Raw genomic sequence first — 19,814 nt, 5'->3', positions numbered from 1 at the left:
GTTGTTTCCGATGCTGAAGATTGGTGATATCGAGCTGAAAAACAGGGTTGTGCTGGCTCCGATGGCCGGTGTCTGCAATCCCGCCTTCCGCCTGATTGCCAAGGAGTTTGGAGTCGGGCTTGTCTGTGCGGAAATGGTAAGCGACAAAGCGATTTTGCACGGCAACAAGCGGACAAAAGAGATGCTGTTCGTCGACGAACGGGAAAAACCGCTCAGTTTGCAAATCTTCGGCGGCGACAAGAAAACGCTTGTCGAAGCAGCCAAAGTGGTTGACGAGCAAACCAATGCGGATATCATTGATATCAATATGGGCTGCCCGGTTCCAAAAGTCGTGAAATGCGATGCCGGGGCACGCTGGCTTCTCGATCCGAACAAAATCGAGGAGATGGTTTCCGCAGTGGTGGAAGCCGTCAAAAAGCCGGTTACCGTGAAAATGCGCATGGGCTGGGATGAGGATCATATCTATGCCGTGGAAAACGCCCAGGCCGTGGAGCGCGCCGGCGGCAAAGCAGTTGCCGTTCACGGACGGACCCGGCAGCAAATGTACAGAGGCAAGGCGAATTGGGATATTATCCGCCAAGTGAAAGAAGCAGTGAAGATTCCGGTCATTGGCAACGGTGACGTATTGACACCCGAAGATGCAAAACGCATGCTGGATACCACCGGCTGTGACGGGGTGATGATCGGGCGCGGTGCTTTGGGGAATCCTTGGATGCTCTACCGTACGGTTCACTATCTGGAAACGGGGGAACTTTTGCCCGAACCGTCGCCGCAAGAGAAGATGGAGATCGCCGTGTTGCACATGGACCGGCTCGTTCGTCTTCGCGGGGAACGGATCGCCGTCAGGGAAATGCGCAAGCATGCCGCCTGGTATCTGAAAGGGCTGCCCGGTGCTTCCAAAATCAAAGATCTCGTCAACCAGCAGGAAACACGGGATGGAATGGCACAGCTTTTATTGAATTTTGCTGCTGAGGCAGAAGAGAGAAGACAAAAAGAACCGGCGTAAGCATTGTGTTTTGTCGAGTGCGGGCGGATGGCTCCCGGCTTTTTTGCCGCCCGCTTTTCTACATATGCAGGAGGCCGGATTGGCAAGAAATGAAGGAGTGATGAATCATGTCTCATGAAGAACACAGCGATCTGTTTCAGGTGCGCCGGGATAAGTTGGATCGCCTCAGAGAGAGGGGAATTGATCCTTTCGGACACAAGTTTGAACGAACGGCAACCGCCCGTGACATTCTGAGTCAGTATGAATCTTTATCCAAAGAAGAACTGGCGGAGAAAAATATCGAGGTTTCCATTGCCGGGCGATTGATGGCAAAACGCCAGCAAGGCAAAGCCTCTTTTGCCCATTTGCAGGATATGAGCGGACGCGTGCAAATCTACGTCCGCCTGGACCGGGTCGGGGAAGAACAGTACGAAGCGTTTGGACTGGCTGATCTCGGCGACTTTCTGGGAATCAAGGGTGTTGTTTTTAAAACGAATCGCGGTGAACTGAGCGTCAAGGCGGATGAAGTCGTCTTTCTCACCAAATCGTTGCTGCCGCTCCCAGAAAAATACCATGGCCTGAAAGATGTGGAGCTTCGGTACCGCAAACGTTATCTCGATCTGATCATGAATCCGGAAGTAAAGGATACCTTTATCGCCCGGAGTAAAATCATCTCTTCAATCCGTCGTTATCTCGATGAAAAAGGTTACCTGGAAGTGGAGACGCCCACGATGCATCCGATTGCCGGCGGGGCTGCGGCTCGTCCGTTTATCACCCATCACAATGCATTGGACATGACCCTCTACATGCGCATTGCGATCGAACTTCATCTGAAGCGCCTCATTGTCGGCGGGATTGAAAAAGTGTATGAGATTGGTCGCGTCTACCGCAACGAGGGGATTTCCACCCGGCACAATCCGGAGTTCACCATGTTGGAACTGTACGAAGCATATGCCGATTTCCATGATATCATGAACCTGACCGAAAACCTGATCAGCCACGCGGCCAAAGAAGTTCTCGGCACAACCCGGATCGAGTATCAGGGGCATGAGGTGGATCTGTCTCCGGGCTGGGCGCGCAAATCGATGGTCGAACTGGTCAAGGAGCACACAGGTGTTGATTTCAGCCGGCAAATGACTGATGAAGAAGCGCATCGCCTGGCCAAGGAACATGGTGTGAACGTTACGGATTCGATGAAATTCGGCCATATCGTCAACGAATTTTTTGAACAAAAGGTTGAAGACAAACTGATTCAACCGACCTTTGTTTACGGTCACCCGGTTGAAATTTCCCCGTTGGCGAAAAAGAACGAACAAGACCCGCGCTTTACGGACCGCTTTGAATTGTTCATCGTGGGCCGCGAACACGCCAACGCCTTTTCTGAGTTGAATGACCCGATTGATCAGCGTGAGCGGTTTGAACAGCAAGTGAAGGAAAAAGCGGCAGGCAATGATGAAGCGCATCCGATGGATGAAGATTTCCTCGAAGCGCTCGAGTACGGGATGCCGCCAACCGGCGGACTGGGCATCGGCATTGACCGCCTGGTGATGTTGTTGACCAATCAGCCTTCGATCCGCGATGTGCTCCTGTTCCCGCATATGCGTGAACAACAAGGTTAAACAAAGTTATCCACATTTTGTTCACAACCGGGAAGAAAAATGTGGATAAGTTGTGAATAAAGCAGCCTTTCCTCGGGGCTGCTTTTTTTATTGGAATCTGAATGCCAGAAAGAAAATGATAATATATTCGGATGATTGGAGGATTTTTCCTCTTTTTGAAGAATAAATCATTACACCCTTTTTTGTTTCATGAGTCCAGAGCGGGGGGAGGGGCTGTGATGGCGGACAAGTGCACTTGTTCAAATTGTGGAGCAAAGTCCTTATACATTCAGTTTTTTCAATTTGAAGGCAAGCATTATTGCCGGTTGTGCCTGACCGATCAATTGCAAAAGGTCAAAAAAAAGCGGTTCTTCCGGCTCTTTGTCAGATTCCCTGAAATTCGCAGGCCCAGGGAGAGGAAGATCAAAATAACCGTTAAACGCAATTTTGAAAGTTTTACTGATCGAAGCCCTGGTTGAAAGGGCTTTTTGTTTTCGGTTTTCAGGTGCAGGAACTTTTTCCTGCCTAGCGAATAGATAGAAGGGCCGTAAAATTAAGGGTTCCTTAAAGATAAATAATCCTTGTCTAAATGTAGGAAAGGGTCTATAATTGCCCTAGGTTACGCAGTAGCGACCCATTCCCTCTTTTTGGCTATTTTCCGTATTTTCTTTCTTATTTGGAATGGAGTAACCCTATCTGTAAATATTATATTTGGATTACAAATGTTTTTGCACATATACTTGCGACATTATTTATGTTATTAGTAAAATTATATAAGGCAAAAGAGAAAACGTGACACGGAGATTGGTTTCCTTCTATCGGCTTAATATTTTACAGATAGTTTAGCCTTTATATAAATTTGAATTTAAAATCGACAACATCGGGGAGGTTAAGCTATGGGTCCCAGGAAAGAGAACCATAGATTCTTTGAACAGAGCAACCATCTTTCATTGCCTGAATCCCGTTTTGGCTTAGCGAGGCGAGAGAATGCGATCAGAGAGGTGAAAGAGACCAGGCCTGACAGGCAACATCAGCAGGTTCTTTCCATGCTGTCTTCCTTGCAGCAGAATTTTGCCTCTTTGCTTCAGGTAGTAACCAATCGCCTGAGTTACGATAAAACAAAAGAAGTGGCTTTCGACCGGCTGTATAAGGAAATGGAAGAGCTGAAACAGGATCAGGAGCTTAACCAGCTTCGTCCTCTATATATTGACCTGATTTTGCTGATTGATCGCATGAATAACATTTATAATGACAAGTTGGAAGTGGGGGAGAAAAATCCTGAGCTTGTCAATATTTTGCAGACGCTCAGCCATGAAGTATTGGAGATTTTGTACAGGCGTGGCGTCGAGTTGATCGTTGCGCCATCGAATAAATTCGATCCGCGCATTCAGCAAGTCGTCGAAGTCATACCCACCAAAAATCCGGCAGAAGATAATTTGGTTGTCCATATGGTACGACATGGGTTTAAATATAAAGAAGTGGTTCTCCGCCCTGAAGAAGTAGTAGTGAAAAAGTACCATCCCTGATTCAACAAAGCGAATGGTTCCCCGCGGCTTTTTCTCCCTCAAACCGGGACGGGAGAAGCAGCCGCAAATGCCATATGCCTTTTTAAAAACGAGAGATGGGATTCCCATCTTTTCGTTTTCATTTATTGCAAGATCATCATCCACTTTTTGCCTCTCTTACATAAGATCTTTTTTCTAATCACGGTTTCTTTTTTTGGCTGATTCACATGGAAGTGAACGAAGGAGTGAAAAAAGATGGGAAGAGTTGTAGGGATCGACCTGGGAACAACTTATTCGGCGATCGCTATAGTCAACAATTACGGCAAACCAGAGATATTGACGAACCGCGAAGGAGAACGGATTACCCCATCAGTCGTTCTCTTTGATAACCGCGATGTCATCGTCGGAAGTATCGCAAAGCGCTCGGCTGTAGCCAGCCCCTTTAATGTCGTGCAGTTTGTCAAAAGGCAGATCGGGGACAAATCATGGAAGTTCCAGACCGATAACAAGGAAGATTTTACTCCGGAAGAAATCTCCGCGATGATCTTGCGCCGTCTAAAAGAAGATGCTGAGACGCTGCTGAATGAAGAGATCGAAGATGCAGTGATCACCGTTCCGGCTTATTTTGACGACGCGCAGCGGAAAGCGACGCAGGATGCCGGACGGATCGCGGGCCTCAACGTTTTGCGCATCATTAACGAACCGACCGCAGCCGCCCTTGCCTACGGGTTGAACAAAATGAACCAGGAACAAAACCTTCTGGTCTATGATCTCGGAGGCGGTACGTTTGACGTCACCATCATGAATCTGTCTCCGCAGGGCCTGCGTGTGCTATCCACGGGTGGAGCCAAAAATTTGGGCGGATTCGATTGGGACAACGCCGTGATGGCTTACCTGAATGAGGAGTTTAAAAAGCAGGGCGGGATTGATCTTCTGGAAGATCCGATGCTGGAGCAAGATCTCCGGGATAAAGCGGAGATTGCCAAAAAGACCCTTTCTGTGCGGGATCGTACCAACGTCTTCCTCTCCGCCAACGGGTTAAACACATCGGTGACGCTGACCCGGACAAAATTTGACGAGATCACTGCGCATCTTCTCACCCGAACGAAAAAAATCATGGAGTTTGTGCTGGAAGATGCCCAACTGAATTGGAAGGATATTGATAAAGTGCTCCTTGTCGGCGGTTCGACCCGCATGAGACAGGTACCGGCCATGATTGAGCGCGTCACTGGTAAAAAACCGTCACTGGATGTCAACCCCGACGAAGTGGTCGCGATGGGAGCGGCGATCCAGGGAGCCATTTTGCAAGTGAAACAAGGAAAGGCCGATCCTCAGCTTACCAGCGTTTTCCCTGTGGTTAATGTGCAGGATGTCAATTCGCACAGCATGGGGGTTGTGGCGCTCGATGAAGAAGGACGTGAATTCAACTCCATCGTTTTGCGCAAAGATACGCCGATCCCCTGCAAAGTGAGCGGGCACTATACCACCACGGTCGATCATCAGACGCGATTGCATTTACAGATCACCGAAGGAGAGTACAGTGAGCTCGATTATGTAAAAATCGTCGGTGAAGGCATGATCGATCTCCCTGAATACCCCAAAGGCGCACCTCTGGAAGTCATCTTTGAATACGACAGCGACGGTATCATTCATATCACTGTGATTGATTCGACCCAGGGGGCCCGGCTTGGAGAGCTTCAGATCCAGCGTACGTCCAACCTGACCGAGTCGGAAGTGATTGAAAAGAGACGACGTGTGGCGCAGCTGGCGATTGGATAAACATAAGCGAAAGCATCTTTTTATTGCAATTATTATTCATCATGAATTGTAACCTGACCATCAGGTAAAAAACGGGAAGCTGAGTCTTCCCGTTTTTTAATTTCCGTGGTTTTTGTCCTTCTTACCGAGGCCGGACGGTTTCCGACTGTCTCTTCTTGCGATCATCAGGGGAAAAACCCTGAGACGGTTCCGGTATATCCTTTGGCAACCACATGCGTTGTTTATGCTTTTAAATCTTGTTTACCGGGTTGTCAGTTTCAAACCGATAATGCCGATCAGAATCAGGCTGAGAAAGAGAAGGCGGCCGGGATCACGGGGTTCATTAAACAAGATCATTCCCAGAAGGATCGCTCCCAATGCTCCGATGCCTGTCCAGACGGCATAGGCGGTGCCAATTGGCAGTGTTTTGGTTGCCAAGGAGAGAAAGGTAATGCTCAGAACCATACCGGCAATGGTGATCAAGGAAGGAATAAGCCGGGTAAAACCTTGCGTGTATTTCATCCCGATGGCCCATACCACTTCAAAGATACCGGCAATCAAGAGATAAAGCCATGCCATAAGAAAATCCTCCTTTGATAAAATGTTTCATTGCGCACCCCACGGAGAGTGTGGCGTCCCCTGACCACCCCCGAAAACGTGAGGAGGTCGGCGGTACCACACGACGCGATTGCAATTGAAAAGGCCCGGGAGCGATATCCTGATTGATATCCTCCCGGGCTTTTCGCCCTTCATGTACACAGTTTGCCACTGTGCGTTTTCTCCCGAACCGGACCAGCGACAATGCTGCGGCTCCCTGGAAAACCTCCTGTTTATTCTAACATAAGACCAGATTGCTTGGCGAAATATCGCGGTTTGGGAAAGCCGATGTCGAGCGGCTCAACCCCTTCAGGACAAGTTTCATCTGCGTTCTTGCCAACATAGTATGACGTGGGACAGACGCAAAAGGGAGGATTTTAATCATGCTGTGCTTGTTCTGCAAAGGGAAAATCCACAAGGCACTCGTAACAGAAGCAGACCTTGATTACCAAGGGAGTATTACCATTGATGAGATTTTAATGCAAAAAGCGAACATCCTGCCCTTTGAAATGGTGCAAATCAACGGTTACCGAACCGGGCAGACATGGAGAACTTACGCGATTCCTGCTCCTCCCGGCTCAGGAACGATCTGCCTCAACGGTCCCCCCTCCCGCCTGTTTCAACCGGGTGATTATGTTGCGATCCTGAGTCTGGCTTATCTGAATCCCCAAGAAATGGACGGTTTTCAACATACAACGGTTTATGTGGATGAACAAAATAAAGTGACGGAGACAAAAACAACAGCGTTTCAATCTGCTCACTTCCAGGAGGCAAGCGATGGTTCAATTTGATCCCCAAAGAAGATTTATCAATAAGTGGGAAATGTATAAATTCCTGTCCCAAGAGGAAATCAAGCCGGGACTCCTCCCGTTTACGGTCTTGTACGAAAAGGAAGCCGACCTTGTCCCGATGCTCCGCCGTTATCACTGCATTTATGTGAAACCGATCTCCACTTGGGGCGGGGAAGGGATATTCCGGATTCAGCTTCAGGATTGCCCTGATTCCTTTGTTTTGTCATCTCAAGGGGAAGAGCTCAAAGTTTTTTTCGATGAACAGGAATTGATCCGGGAGATGGCTCTGCGAATGGAAAAAAAGAATTATATTATCCAACAGAGTGCACCCATCCGCCAGAGCAACGACCGGCCGATGGATATTCGCGTCCACATGCAAAAAGGGAGCGACGGCACCTGGCACTATGCAGGTGATCTGGTCCGAATCGGCGGGGAAAATGCGATCGTTTCTAATGTCAAAATCAGCAATGGCCGCGTTCATCCCACCGATGAGATCCTGAAAGAGGAGACGCAAGAAATCAGACAAAAGCTGGAGGAAGTTTCTTTTAAAATTTGCCGGCTGCTGGATCAAATTTATGATTATGACGAAGTGGGGATCGATTTTGGGGTGGATCATGAGCAGAACCCCTGGATCATTGAGGTTAACACCAATGATGCGATCGGAATGCCCAGCCATGAACTGTTCGCGGAACTGCCCGATGCTTCGGTTTATATGCGGATGATGGAACGGACGTTTGAACGATTCCGTGTACCGCTGATTCTCCGCGAAGCTTTTTTTGCGGAAACGCTCCCTCCGTTTGAGTGCGATCCGGACGAATGGTTATCGGAAAATGATCTGAGCAGCGCTCTCGACGAAGTGTTGGAGAAATACCGCCCGGATGAATCATGATTCTCATCCGGACCGCAAATGGCGCCAGCCGTCCAATTCCCGGGGACGGCTTTTTTGTTGCAGATCGGGACGCGTCAGCCCCTGCCGAAGGTCAAGAGAAGACCCGTTTATTCTCAGTTCATAACCCTTTTGCCCATGATCACCAAATCGCGCTCCACTTCGTCCAGTTCGGCCACCTTCGGCAGATATCCCCACCGTTCAAAGCCAAATTTGGCGAACAACCTTAAACTGGGTTCATTATGGGCAAAGATAAACCCCAGCAAGGTCTTGATTCCGAGACGGGGGCAGCTTTCAATCGCTTTTTTTAAAAAATGGTATCCAAGTCCCTTTCCTCTTGCCTTTTCGCTCAGATAAATACTGATTTCCGCCGTACTTTGATAAGCGGGCCGGCCATAGAACGATTGAAAACTGAGCCAACCGCATACCTCCCCCTGATATTCCAGCATCCACAAGGGACGGGAGTCTGCCGAGTGTTCATAAAACCATTTTTCCCTGCTCTTCACCGTCACCGGTTGGGTGTCTGCGGTTACCATCCTTCCGGCAATCGTGGCATTATAAATTTCAACAATTCGTGTCAAGTCCTCGATGGTTGCATCCCGAATTACAACGTTTTCCATTAATTGACTCCCCTCCGGAAGTTAATCGATTAAGATCAGTTATGAATAAATGGGACAAATTTACGGATTTGGACACAAAATTCACTAGAATGAATATTATAAATAATACTTAATAAAGGTATAATTTTACCATGTAATCTATAGTAACACTCTAATACATATTGCGGGAAGGATTGAACTTCATGTCGGTGAATTTTCAGTGAAATGGAGGAATTTTCCTGAGAAGAGAGGCCGAAGGATGAAGTTTGTCTTCTTTTCCGGCCGGTTTTTCATCATGTGTTGAACATCAGGGAGAAAGGACGGTGAACCGGTTACGGAAGGCAATGGAGAGGGAGGGAAATGGCATCATGGCTTTGGAAGAACCGGAGCATGATCCCGGCATCACCTGTTTTCCGTAACGATCAGTATGCGAAACAGCATCTATCGATGGATCATGGCTTTTTTGATCGCAGTGGTTGGAGTCGGCATTTCATTTGGACAAGGCATTGTTTATGCAGAAGCGGGAGGGATCTCCGTTCCCCATGTGAGTGACCATTTTGATAAGCCGAAGGAAGGTCCGAAGCCGGCCCCGCAACAGTCGATAAACAAGTCGGAGGTAAAAGCGCAGAAACCGCCGTCTTCAAAGCCTGGAGTGTGGGATCTGTACGGCAAGACCGCGGATTCGGAAACATACAAAATTACAAAAGTGGCACTTGGTGATCTTTGGGCAGCCAAAGCTCAAACATTGGAAGAAATATTTAATGAATTGCCCAGCGTTTCAGGAAACCCCCTGACTATGAGCGGGAAGTTATCGATTTCTTCCAAAGTTTATCTGTTAGCATCTGCGATTACCCGGGATTCTCTGGGAGTCAAATTTGATAACGCATGGCTGGATGCTTGGGATGGTCTTGATCACGCGATTACAGCGGGTCAAGCAGTTAAATGGAGTAATCTTGCTCAGGCGGCTAGAACTTTTACTGGTGCAGGGTTTAGTGGTTTAGGTGGTAATGTAAAAAATGCACTCGGTTTATTATCAAATGTGGAAGCACCCTCTGTCCTTGGAAAAGTAGGGGGCGTCGTGGGGATCGGCTTTTCCGCGATTGAATCGGGAAGCGGATTTGCCAAAGCTTTTACGGCCCAGGCAGGCAGTCAAGATCAGTCTGATGGTTTTTGGAACGGCATTGGGGGCCTGGGGAATATGGCGATGGCGGCAGCTCCATTTGCTGCAGCATGTCCGCCTTTGGCAGTAGGAATGGCCGTGGGCGGTGGAATTGTTTGGGGAGCGTCTACTATTCTTAAGCATACGGATGTTGGTAAAAAGATAGCCAAATCTGCGGTAGGTGCTGTCAAGAGTGTTGCCAAGAAGTTATGGCCTTTCTAAACGGGCAACAGTCGGGTTTTTCACCCGATTGTTGCTGAATATTTCCTGAAAGTGGGGGATGGCAATGGCAACTCCAAAACATATCCAGTCCGTTATTGAACAGCATAAACAACAAGGGGAATATTATAATATCTTACCAGAGCTTATTCTGGTGCAAAATCAACGCTACTATGGTGCATCTTATCATCGTGGGAATGATGTAGTAGGTTATATAATTATCGACGAGAACGGAATGCTTCCTTCGAGAAATGGGCTTGATGAGCATCTATTAATAGCAGCTGGGGTTTCCCATATAGCCCAGGTCTATCGAACTTTTTTTCTCAAAGCGTCTAAAAGGAAATTAACCTTGACCAAAATGGCACGAAATCTCCTGTTGAAATTGAAGAAGTCGACTGAAAACATCAAAGAGACCGATTATCAGGTTTCTCTTGATCGTTTTCTGGAGATGACGCAGACGATGCTAAAAGAGCAGGAGCTGGCCAGAAACGTTACAGGAGAAATGACAAAGTTTATCGAGAAAGGAATCCAAGATGGAGTATTGACATTGACATTATACGAAGAGATGCAGGAATACCAATTTAAAATCGGCAAGGCCTTTTTTAATCAAAACTATATTCAGATGCAAACTTATGAGGATCGGAAAAAGGTAATTGATTATCTTCGACAGTACCGAAAATGGATGAGCGCGTTGCTGTTGTCTTTTTATCATGGTCAGCTTCTGACTGACGAGATAAAAGAAAAAGACCGCAAGGATTTTGAGTTGTCGAAAAGGAGATTTTTGGATGGGGAGAAATTGCATGAGGATGAAGAAGAATTCCAAAAAGCATTGACCAAATTGAGAAATCCGGATTAAGGAACATTAAATCTGACAGAAATATGCTTAACAGATGGGTGATCGGATTCATGAGATACTTCTTGGATGGATTTTCTTTTTATAAAAGAAATTTTGTGGCGATATTGGTGCTGGCGTTGACGACGACACTGCCGCTATTGTTGTTGTCCGACTTTTTGTCCACCTTTATGACTGCTTATAACCTTGCGCTGGGAGTTCCGTTTCTCATGAGAATTCCGCAGTATATCATCTCCCTTACTTTTATGTTTGTCATCGAGATTCCCTTTATTTACATGGCCAATGAGTGGATGAACCAGGAGCGGCCCACTTATGGGGAAGTTTACTCCACCTTTTTTGAAAATCTTTTTCCCGTTTATGTGATCGGGGCGATTACGGCATTTTTGGTTGCTTTTGGGTCGATGTTGTTTATTATTCCGGGAATTGTTTTAATGGTCTGGTTCATGAATTTTCCTTATGTTGCTGTGATCGAAAAACACCGCTGGTTCACCGCTTGGAAAAGAGCGTTCTCCATTGGCAAAGCAAAGTTTTTTCCGATTCTGGGGATCTCTGTCCTCCTGATGATCATAACACTGATTGTTAATCTGCTGTTTCAGTTCATCGCCGTGGAATTGACCGGAACATTGCTCGTTTACGGTGTGGCGCAAATCTTGTTTAACATGCTGTTCGTCCCCTATGTGACCGGTGTAACAACCTTTTATTTCCGCGATTGGGCGGGGATTACGAACAAATGGGAATGGTAAAGAAAGCATAAAGTCAACAAAACGGGAGGGAGATTATCCTCCCGTTAGCCGTTAAATAGCAGAGAGAAGGAGCTGATCAGCAATAGCAGGGTAATGAGGCCGAGCAATAATAAAAGGGCGAATCCAAGACTGAAGCCAAAGAGAGTGATCCCATAGCGGTAGTAGAAGCATTTCTCCCCAGTTCGGCGGTTATAGTAAATTTTCTTTTTATCGCCGGGCACGGGGGGAGTTAAGTCAGATACACCGATGTAAAACTGCCTTTTATTAAAAAAAGTGTAACGATCTTTTGGATCGGATGTATCCCAAATCGACTCATTTCCCTCCGGATCAACGAAACAAAGAACCGGTGATTCAATCTCCCATACGGGGGTTTTGAACCTGCCGACATAGACCGGTTGATCCAATTTCACCCTTTTTACCTCAACCACTGTCGCTTCCAAGATCACGGCATCTTTTAAAAATGTTTTCAGCTCTTTTCTTTTGGCCCAGAAATCCTGGAAGGCGGAATAAAAAGCAAAAAAAATAGCAATCGCAATAACGAGAAATAAGAGGGATAAAGCGATGGTTTCGATGATCTCCATGTCCAATCATCCTGTCCTAAGCGAGACTCATATTGTAGAAATGGCGATGGGTATGATGATGATCACAGTAGCAAAAATGAAGATGCCAATAAATATACAGATAACAAGAATGCTCATTTTCCAAAATGCAAAATCTGCCGCCCAGGAATTGACGAAGTTTATCAATTTTTTCATCACATTTGATGTGAAAAACAGATACAGGACAAAAATGACAATAAAGGCGTAGGACAGGCCCCAAGGCAGCATGAAATTAACAAACTCCGTATCAGCTTTCAAACGCATTAATAGTGCGATTAACATGACAAGAGAAATAGAGAACGCATACAAGAATGCTCTAAGCAATCTTTTTGGCATTTGTCTCCTCCTGACTGATTTGTCTTCGCAAATAAGTATTGGTTCGTGCTGGAAACTCAATGGCAAGCGTAACAAGGTCATGGCCATTTGTCAATGTATAATTGTAAAATTTATAAAATATGTAATTGTTTATTGTTTGATAACGGGGTTTCGCCGCCGGAGGGACAGGTCCTTGCGGGAAACCCTCTTTCTTTGTTTTACGCGGTGCCTGTCTCCGCACCGGACGCTTTTTCATCAGCGAGTGCCTGCCTCTTTCCTTTTTCCAGATCGACCACCAGCAGCAGGATGATACCGATGATGAAAAAGAGGGCGAGCGAGGCAATGCCGTTTCGGCTGGAACCGGTGAGTTGACCGACAAGACCGAAGACGGCGGGGCCGAAGATGGCGGAGAATTTCCCACACAAGCCGTAAAAGCCGAAGAACTCGGCATTCTTATGAACAGGGACGAGCAGGCTGAACAGGGAGCGGGAAAGGGCCTGGCTGCCTCCTTGAACGAAGCCGACGAAAACGGCCAGCAAATAGAAATGAACCGCGTTCTTCATAAAGTATCCCAAAATGACGATGAGCAGGTAGCAGATCAGGGTGACAATCAGAGCCGGTTTGCCGCCGATGCGCCTGGCGATGTTTCCGAACAGGAAGGTGCAGGGAATCCCGACGAATTGGGTGATGAGGAGTGCAGCGATGAGGTCGGTTTGACCGATCCCGATTTCCGTGCCATAGATGGTTGCCATCTTGATGATCGTGTTGATGCCGTCGTTAAAAAACCAGAAGGCGATGAGGAATTTGAGCAGTTCGGGGTATTTTCGCACCTGGGTGAGGCTGGTCCATACCCGCCGGACTCCGGTTTTGGCAAGAATGAGCATCGGGGGAACGGGTTTCTTAGGTGCGCGTTCCCTGACATGACGGAACAAGGGAAGAGAGAAGACCCACCACCAGATGCCGACACTGAGGAAGGAAAGTTGCGTGGCGGCCAGCTTTGTCAGGAAAAAGCGGTCGTGGAATTGGATGAGTGCGAGGTTGAGGGCCAGCAACAAGCCTCCGCCGATGTAACCGTAGGCATAGCCGGTGGTGGAAACCTGATCCCGACTGGCTTCGGGAGCAACATCCGTGAGAAAGGCATCGTAAAAAGTGGTTGCGCCGGCAAAGGCGAGAGAGCCGATGAGGACGAGTATCGAAGCCCACAGCCATTCTCCTTCCCCGATCGTGGCCATCAGAATTGAAGAGACAGCGCCCAGGGCAGTGAAAAAACGCAAAAAACCTTTCTTTCCTTTACCGGCATCAGCGATGGCGCCGAGCACCGGGGAAAGGAGGACGATGAGAAAGAGTGAGACGGATTGGGTATAGCCCCAGTATGCCGTTGCCGTGGTCGGGCCCAGGTTCTTGCCGGCCACGCCCGAGTAAAAAATGGGCATGACGGTGGCCAGAATGGTGGTGGAAAAAGCAGAGTTGGCCCAGTCATACATCGCCCAGGAGCGAATGATTTTTTTGTCCATAGGGGTCCTCCATATCTGAATTGTCTAAATTGATTGCCTCATTTATAAGTGTATCATACGGATTTTCCGGTTTGCATGCGATTTGGCGATTTTGGCGGTTGACTACTCTCTCTGCCATGATCGTGATAGAATGAAGCGTAGTAGGTGTGAAAAAGGGGAAGGGGAAATGAAGCCAAAGACACAAGGAGAGTGGATTAAAGGTACATACCGTGTGGTAAAGGCGTTTCCGTTTGTCATCGGAACCCTTTATTTCACAGAGCTTCGCCTTGACAGCGGTGATGTTGCAACCCGCTTCATTCATGCATTGGACATAGAACCGGTCCGGGACCGCATTCGTGTTGAGTCGGTTTTCCATCGTGATGAAATTGTATTTTTCCCGGTTCGGGACGCATTTGTGGAAGAGGATGTGTTGTACCAGGTATTTCACCGGATGGAAGGCACGCTGCTCGCACATCACTTGAGCAGATGTTCTCCACTTCCGTTTTCTGAAGGGCTGCGGTTGATTCGGAGGATCGTGAATCATCTGCGCCGGCTGTATGATCAAAGGCAATTTACACTGGTCCATCCCCAAAACATGGTGTTAACCACTGACAGATCCCTTCGTTTTTTATACGGGGGAAGACTCGGTTTTTTGCCCAAAGGGGTGGGAATGGACTTCTCCCTTTACTCACCTGACCAAGAAAGGGATATGCTGTACGATTCGTATACATTGGGAGTGCTTATCTATCAGATTTTGACAGGAAACAATCCGATGGGGCAAGGATTGACGATTACACCCCTTTCAACGGTTCGCCGCGATTGTCCGCCTGAATTAAACGAATTGGTGATGCGTTCCTTTTCGTTTGACATGGGAAAGCGCCCCCGGATCGAGGAGTATGCCCGTCTGCTGAATTGGCTGGCTTGATCTCCATCTCGTATGCTGGTTGCCGGCATCGTTTAATCAATGCCGGCATTTTTCTGCGATCCGGCAAAGAATGATCTGATAAAATGGAATTATAAGATAAATGCATGGGATAGGAGAGTGGCCGGAATGGAAATGGCAAAACTGGCAGAAACGATTGAGAAATACGTGCGTCCGGATACATTTCCCCTGGGGATCACGGTCGTAAAAGAAAAGCTGCCGGAAGGAAAATGGAAACGACCCTTTCGCGACTTCGGAGTGACCTTGACCATTTGCCAGGCGATCACGATGTCCCGACGGTATGGTTGGAGCCTCGCCATGGGGGATGAAGACCTTTCGTGTCCCATCGCCAAAGTCGCCTTCGGTTTTAAGGAGAGTTTGCCCTATTATGAAGAAGGAACGCTCGCCTGCGGAATGTATACGGAAACGATGGAAGCGGGAAGAAACGCCGAGGCTGCCGTCCCGAAGTTTTCCGAAGCGGAGCGGGGCACGGTTGTGGTCGGTCCGCTTGCCCGAATCGGCCATGAACCGGATTTGGTGCTTGTCTATGGCAATTCGGCGCAAGTGATGCGTCTGGTTGCTGCAGCGCTGTATAAACGGGGAGGCTCGTTAACATCTCATTTCAGCGCGCGGGCCGATTGTGCCGATATCGTTGTCCGCACCAAACAGACAGGGGAACCGCAAGTGATTCTTCCGTGTTACGGGGACCGGGTGTTTGGGCAAACGCACGATCAAGAGATGGCATTTTCGTTTCCGTATGCTTGGGCGCAGGAAATCGCCGAGGGGCTTGCCGGTACCCACAAGGGTGGCGTCCGCTATCCCATTCCCACTTTTTTGCGCTATGAAGCCGCGTTTCCGGCCACCTATGAGAGGATGAATCAGATGTGGAAAGAGATGGAGAATGAAACCACCTGAAAATCAAGCAGGCGGGATGCGGTGCTTTTTCGGATCAGGGCATTGCATCCCGCTTTTTTTGCAAACCGGGCCGGCGCTGATTCAGCACGGCTTTTTTCTGAGGAATCTTTCATATTTTCCGGAGGGAACCCTCCCTTCCGGGCTCAAGTTGATCCCCGGGTTGTGCCGAAAAGACAGAGTTGTGTTTTCCATGAAAGAAAGAGCGTTGGAATTCGAACGGGAGTCCATGTGTAAAAAAACAAAAAATTTTTACCACAACAGGTGGCAAGCTGTGTTAATGTAATAGTGAGAAAAATGGGAATGGGAGGTAAAGGAGGAAGGGGCCGGATGAAACCAAATCTGGGGTTTGCAACCAAAGAGGAGGAGAAACCGAGCTTGCTCGGAATGCTTGTCAATCCCGGGAAACAATATGCCCTGATTCGCCAAACGCCGCTGGTATGGGCTCCGCTGACGCTGATGATGGTGATTTTTGCCGTTTTGGTGGGATTTAAAGCGGATTTTTATTTGAATCACCCTTACTTGTCCGATGAGTGGATTCGCTTGACCATGAGTGCCCCCGTGCTTGATGCCCAATCATTGAAGCCGCTTTTCATCGCAGCCAGCGTGGCAGCAGCTTGGCTCGCCTATCTCTCGGCCCTGCTTCTCTCCACCGGGATTGCCTGGCTGACGATCAGGTTGTTCAGCCGGATTGTCCAGTTTCGTTCCCTTTTTTCTTTCCACCTTCACCTCTCTGTTCTCTACGCCTTGTCACTCGCGTTGAATGTGCTCGGCGTGGCGGGTTTTGGACTGGACCCGAGAATACCGGTCACCAGCCTGGCTGGCATCATACCTGCTTCAGGGGTGTTGAAAGGCTTGCTGTCCGCCATCGAAGTGTTTACCATCTGGGCTTTGGTTTTATATGCGGGCGGAATTCGTGAGATTGCCGGCTTGTCCAAGAGACAGGCGTGGTTGATTTCGCTCCTGTTTTTTCTCGCTGACCTGCTCTTGAACGTCATTTTGGCCGCCTCATGAACAACAGAAAGATCAAATGTGGAGGAATGAGTTTGGATGAGAGTAAGGATCGATCGAAAAAAAGGATGGATTGGCCTGGGGACGGTTTTGCTTCTGGCCGTTTTAGTCACTGTGGCGGTGATGAATCAGGCGCAAGCGGATGTTCCCCTTTCCGTTGTCAACTTGAAGCCGCTTACCCTTACGCAAACCTTTACCACCTCCGGAACCATGATGTCAGAGCGTGAACAGACGGTTTATCAGCAGCCGGAGCGCGGAGATGTGAAGAAAATCCTGGTCGAGCCGGGGGAGAAAGTGAAAAGGGGTGACCGACTCGTCGAATATGAAAACGGAGCGCAGCGCTATGTGACGAGCAAATTGAATGGAACGGTGGTGCGGGCAGTTGATAATATTGTGTCAGGCGGAGCAGGAACCGAACCGCTTGTCGTGGTGGCGGATCTCGATCATTTAAAAGTGGAAGCCGCCATCTCCGATTACGATATTTTAAAAGTAAAACCGGGACAAAAAGTAACGCTCACTTCCGATGCCATACCAGAGAAAAAATGGTCCGGCCGGGTGGAAAGAGTGGGGTTGATGCCGCAGGAAAAATCAGGCGTGGATAATGCCGATTCCCAGGTGAATTACCCGGTCGATATCAAGTTGACGGAGCCGGTTCCCTTTAAGCTTGGTACCAAGCTGATTGTGGAGATCATGACGGGCAGCCAAAAAGTAATGGGAATCCCGTCATCTGCCGTCGTGGACAAAGGGGATCGCAAAATCGTCTATGTCGTGAAAGATGGCAAAGCGGTGGAAAAAGAGGTTCACGTCGGGAAAACGAGCGAGCAGACAACCGAGATTCTGTCCGGAATTACGCCGAAGGATCAGGTGATTGCCCAACCGCCGAAAGAGCTGAGTTCCGGAATGGAAGTGAAGCTGAAATGATTGAGCTCAAGGGGATACATAAATCTTACCGGATCGGCAGCCAGGTGATCCCGGTGCTGCGGGATATCGATTTGTCGGTTAAACAAGGCGAGTTTCTCGCAATCATGGGGCCTTCGGGTTCGGGGAAATCAACGCTGATGAATATTATTGGCTGTTTGGACCGGCCTACCGGGGGAAGTTATACTCTTAACGGCAAAAATGTGTTGGCCGAAGATGATAAAGGACTGGCGGCCATTCGCAACCGCACCATCGGGTTTGTGTTTCAACAGTTCCAGTTGTTGCCGCGCATGTCCGCCCGGCGAAATGTCGAATTGCCCCTCATTTATGCCGGCGTTTCCAGAGAGGAGAGGATGAAAAGAGCGGTGGCGGCCCTGAGAAAGGTAGGACTGGAAGAACGCAAAGATCACCGGCCGTCGGAACTTTCGGGAGGGCAGCAACAACGGGTGGCGATTGCGCGGGCGTTGGTTAACGAACCTTTAATCCTTTTGGCCGATGAGCCGACCGGGGCGCTGGACACGAAGTCAGGTCAGGTCATTTTGGATTTGTTTGCGGAATTGCATAAGGAAGGGCGAACCATCGTGATGATCACCCATGATGCGGAGGTTGCCAAGAGGGCGGAACGGATCGTCTATATTCGCGACGGACAACTGTTAAAAGAACGGATGAGCCCTGTGAGAGGAGCGGCAACATGAAACTGGCGGAACATTTCAGAATGGCCCTTGACTCGATTCTGGCCCATAAATTGCGCTCTGTCCTGACCATGCTGGGGATTATCATCGGAGTGGCCTCGGTGATGATTATCGTCTCCATCGGACAAGGCGGAACCGATCAATTGACCGAGCAGTTCGCCGGTTCAAAAAATACGATTAACCTCGTTCCCAAACGGGATCAAAGCTATCTTGATCTTCCCGGTGATGAACAGATATTCACCCAGGGAGACATTGAGGAACTGAAGCGGATTCCCGAGGTGCGTCAGGTGCTGTCCTACAGCTATGATACGGCGACGATCCGGTATCGCGATCATAAAGTGGACGGAGCGATCGTCTTCGGGATTAACAGAAATTCCCATTTAATCTCCAACGGGGCAAAAGTGGACAAGGGGCGTTTGTTTTATGAGAGCGATTTTAACAGTTCAAGCGGCGGCGTGATCTTGTCCGATGTCGTGGCCAGAAAGCTTTTTCCCAGCCAGTCTGCGCTTGGGCAAATTGTCCGCATCAAAGGGCAACCGTTAAAAGTGATCGGAGTGCTGGACAAAGCAGAAGGAATTCAGGGATTGCTCCAGACCCCGGAGGTTTATCTGCCTGCACAAACCTGGCGCGTCGTATTTGGAAAATTGAAAATTGACCAAGTGACTTTGCAGGTAAGTCAAGCGGATCAGATGGAGAGAGCGGGGAAAGAAGCAGTAAACATTCTCAACCGCAACCATAATAAGACGGATGGATATGAGGTTCAAAATCTGGAACAGCTGACGCAGGGGATCACCCAGATTGCGAGAATCATGACGATCGTCATCGGCAGCATTGGAGGAATCTCCCTGCTGGTCGGCGGAATCGGGGTTATGAACATCATGCTTGTTTCCGTAACGGAACGAACGAGGGAGATCGGCATTCGCAAAGCGTTGGGGGCGAGCAGGAACAATATCCTGATGCAGTTTCTGGTCGAATCGATTACCTTGTCCCTCATCGGCGGGGCCATCGGCATCTTGCTCGGTGCCGCTGTTGCGGGAGGAATGGAGGCGATCGGGCTGTGGCCGGCTTCTGTCTCGTTGCCCGTTGCCATCGGCGGCCTTTTGTTCTCGATGGTATTCGGCATCGTCTTCGGTATTCTTCCGGCAAACAAAGCGGCCCGTCTTCATCCGATCGAATGTTTGCGGTATGAGTAAAACCGATTGAGATGACCGCGACGGTAAGCCGGCCGGCGACCGGTTGTGAAATATGAAGGAATAACG

The 19,814-nt window shown here is 48.7% G+C and carries 20 protein-coding genes; 15 read left to right on the top strand and 5 right to left on the bottom strand.

Annotation, left to right across the window (positions count from 1 at the left end):
• The first annotated feature begins 10 nt into the window (after positions 1 to 10).
• The 4 genes from dusB to I8U17_RS07220 all read left to right on the top strand — a co-directional run bounded on the left by dusB (position 11) and on the right by I8U17_RS07220 (position 5,867).
• Positions 11 to 1,006: a tRNA dihydrouridine synthase DusB gene (dusB, locus tag I8U17_RS07235; protein WP_033100675.1), complete on the top strand. Its 996-nt coding sequence runs from the start codon at positions 11 to 13 to the stop codon at positions 1,004 to 1,006.
• 107 nt (positions 1,007 to 1,113) lie between these two features.
• Positions 1,114 to 2,604, top strand: coding sequence for a lysine--tRNA ligase (gene lysS / locus I8U17_RS07230; protein WP_033100674.1), 1,491 nt, complete (start codon positions 1,114 to 1,116; stop codon positions 2,602 to 2,604).
• Between the two features lie 875 nt (positions 2,605 to 3,479).
• Entirely contained in the window at positions 3,480 to 4,109 is a 630-nt protein-coding gene (locus tag I8U17_RS07225; protein ID WP_033100672.1) for a nucleotide exchange factor GrpE, read from the top strand.
• Positions 4,110 to 4,343: 234 nt separating this feature from the next.
• A complete protein-coding gene (locus tag I8U17_RS07220) occupies positions 4,344 to 5,867 on the top strand; it encodes an Hsp70 family protein (RefSeq protein ID WP_033100671.1) in 1,524 nt (507 codons plus the stop codon).
• A gap of 240 nt (positions 5,868 to 6,107) precedes the next feature.
• Here I8U17_RS07220 and sugE read toward each other — a convergent pair whose 3' ends face one another.
• On the bottom strand, positions 6,108 to 6,425 hold the full coding sequence (sugE, locus tag I8U17_RS07215) for a quaternary ammonium compound efflux SMR transporter SugE (protein WP_033100670.1): 318 nt from the start codon (positions 6,423 to 6,425) through the stop codon (positions 6,108 to 6,110).
• A 401-nt stretch (positions 6,426 to 6,826) separates the two neighbouring features.
• Between sugE and I8U17_RS07210 the strand changes: the two genes are divergently transcribed.
• A complete protein-coding gene (locus I8U17_RS07210) occupies positions 6,827 to 7,234 on the top strand; it encodes an aspartate 1-decarboxylase (protein ID WP_033100669.1) in 408 nt (135 codons plus the stop codon).
• Entirely contained in the window at positions 7,221 to 8,123 is a 903-nt protein-coding gene (locus I8U17_RS07205; protein ID WP_198055996.1) for a YheC/YheD family protein, read from the top strand. Before I8U17_RS07210 ends, I8U17_RS07205 begins: the two co-directional genes overlap by 14 nt.
• Before the next feature lie 113 nt (positions 8,124 to 8,236).
• On the opposite strand, the gene I8U17_RS07200 is transcribed toward I8U17_RS07205, so the two are convergent.
• Complete coding sequence (locus I8U17_RS07200; protein ID WP_198055997.1) at positions 8,237 to 8,740, bottom strand: GNAT family N-acetyltransferase; 504 nt, start codon at positions 8,738 to 8,740, stop codon at positions 8,237 to 8,239.
• Between the two features lie 442 nt (positions 8,741 to 9,182).
• On the opposite strand from I8U17_RS07200, the gene I8U17_RS07195 reads away from it, so the two are divergent.
• The 3 genes from I8U17_RS07195 to I8U17_RS07185 all read left to right on the top strand — a co-directional run bounded on the left by I8U17_RS07195 (position 9,183) and on the right by I8U17_RS07185 (position 11,693).
• Positions 9,183 to 10,100, top strand: a complete 918-nt coding sequence (locus I8U17_RS07195) for a hypothetical protein (RefSeq protein ID WP_198059206.1) — start codon at positions 9,183 to 9,185, stop codon at positions 10,098 to 10,100.
• 64 nt (positions 10,101 to 10,164) lie between these two features.
• Positions 10,165 to 10,953 carry a hypothetical protein gene (locus I8U17_RS07190; RefSeq protein ID WP_198055999.1) on the top strand — a complete coding sequence of 263 codons (789 nt, stop codon included), beginning with the start codon at positions 10,165 to 10,167 and terminating at the stop codon, positions 10,951 to 10,953.
• A 50-nt stretch (positions 10,954 to 11,003) separates the two neighbouring features.
• A complete protein-coding gene (locus I8U17_RS07185; RefSeq protein ID WP_198056000.1) occupies positions 11,004 to 11,693 on the top strand; it encodes a hypothetical protein in 690 nt (229 codons plus the stop codon).
• A gap of 44 nt (positions 11,694 to 11,737) precedes the next feature.
• On the opposite strand, the gene I8U17_RS07180 is transcribed toward I8U17_RS07185, so the two are convergent.
• The 3 genes from I8U17_RS07180 to I8U17_RS07170 form a co-directional block, all read right to left on the bottom strand.
• On the bottom strand, positions 11,738 to 12,274 hold the full coding sequence (locus I8U17_RS07180) for a hypothetical protein (protein WP_198056001.1): 537 nt from the start codon (positions 12,272 to 12,274) through the stop codon (positions 11,738 to 11,740).
• A 27-nt stretch (positions 12,275 to 12,301) separates the two neighbouring features.
• On the bottom strand, positions 12,302 to 12,628 hold the full coding sequence (locus I8U17_RS07175; protein WP_198056002.1) for a hypothetical protein: 327 nt from the start codon (positions 12,626 to 12,628) through the stop codon (positions 12,302 to 12,304).
• Positions 12,629 to 12,825: 197 nt separating this feature from the next.
• Entirely contained in the window at positions 12,826 to 14,121 is a 1,296-nt protein-coding gene (locus I8U17_RS07170) for an MFS transporter (RefSeq protein WP_198056003.1), read from the bottom strand.
• A 166-nt stretch (positions 14,122 to 14,287) separates the two neighbouring features.
• Between I8U17_RS07170 and I8U17_RS07165 the strand changes: the two genes are divergently transcribed.
• The 6 genes from I8U17_RS07165 (at position 14,288) to I8U17_RS07140 (ending at position 19,748) form a co-directional block, all read left to right on the top strand.
• Complete coding sequence (locus I8U17_RS07165) at positions 14,288 to 15,025, top strand: protein kinase family protein (RefSeq protein WP_033100658.1); 738 nt, start codon at positions 14,288 to 14,290, stop codon at positions 15,023 to 15,025.
• 126 nt (positions 15,026 to 15,151) lie between these two features.
• The gene (locus I8U17_RS07160; protein ID WP_198059205.1) at positions 15,152 to 15,937 is read left to right on the top strand and encodes a DUF169 domain-containing protein; all 786 of its coding nucleotides are present in this window, start codon (positions 15,152 to 15,154) and stop codon (positions 15,935 to 15,937) included.
• 327 nt (positions 15,938 to 16,264) lie between these two features.
• Entirely contained in the window at positions 16,265 to 16,948 is a 684-nt protein-coding gene (yknW, locus tag I8U17_RS07155) for a YknW family membrane protein (RefSeq protein ID WP_033100655.1), read from the top strand.
• Between the two features lie 36 nt (positions 16,949 to 16,984).
• The gene (locus I8U17_RS07150; protein ID WP_198059204.1) at positions 16,985 to 17,866 is read left to right on the top strand and encodes an efflux RND transporter periplasmic adaptor subunit; all 882 of its coding nucleotides are present in this window, start codon (positions 16,985 to 16,987) and stop codon (positions 17,864 to 17,866) included.
• A complete protein-coding gene (locus I8U17_RS07145; RefSeq protein ID WP_033100653.1) occupies positions 17,863 to 18,558 on the top strand; it encodes an ABC transporter ATP-binding protein in 696 nt (231 codons plus the stop codon). The genes I8U17_RS07150 and I8U17_RS07145 overlap by 4 nt, the downstream gene beginning before the upstream one ends.
• Positions 18,555 to 19,748: an ABC transporter permease gene (locus I8U17_RS07140; protein WP_033100652.1), complete on the top strand. Its 1,194-nt coding sequence runs from the start codon at positions 18,555 to 18,557 to the stop codon at positions 19,746 to 19,748. Before I8U17_RS07145 ends, I8U17_RS07140 begins: the two co-directional genes overlap by 4 nt.
• The last annotated feature ends 66 nt before the right edge of the window (positions 19,749 to 19,814 follow it).

It is taken from the genome of Thermoactinomyces sp. CICC 10521 (assembly GCF_016055135.1).
GTDB lineage: Bacteria > Bacillota > Bacilli > Thermoactinomycetales > Thermoactinomycetaceae > Thermoactinomyces_A > Thermoactinomyces_A daqus.
Note: the sequence above shows the minus strand (reverse complement) of the source record. Positions and strands in the feature narration are given on the sequence as shown.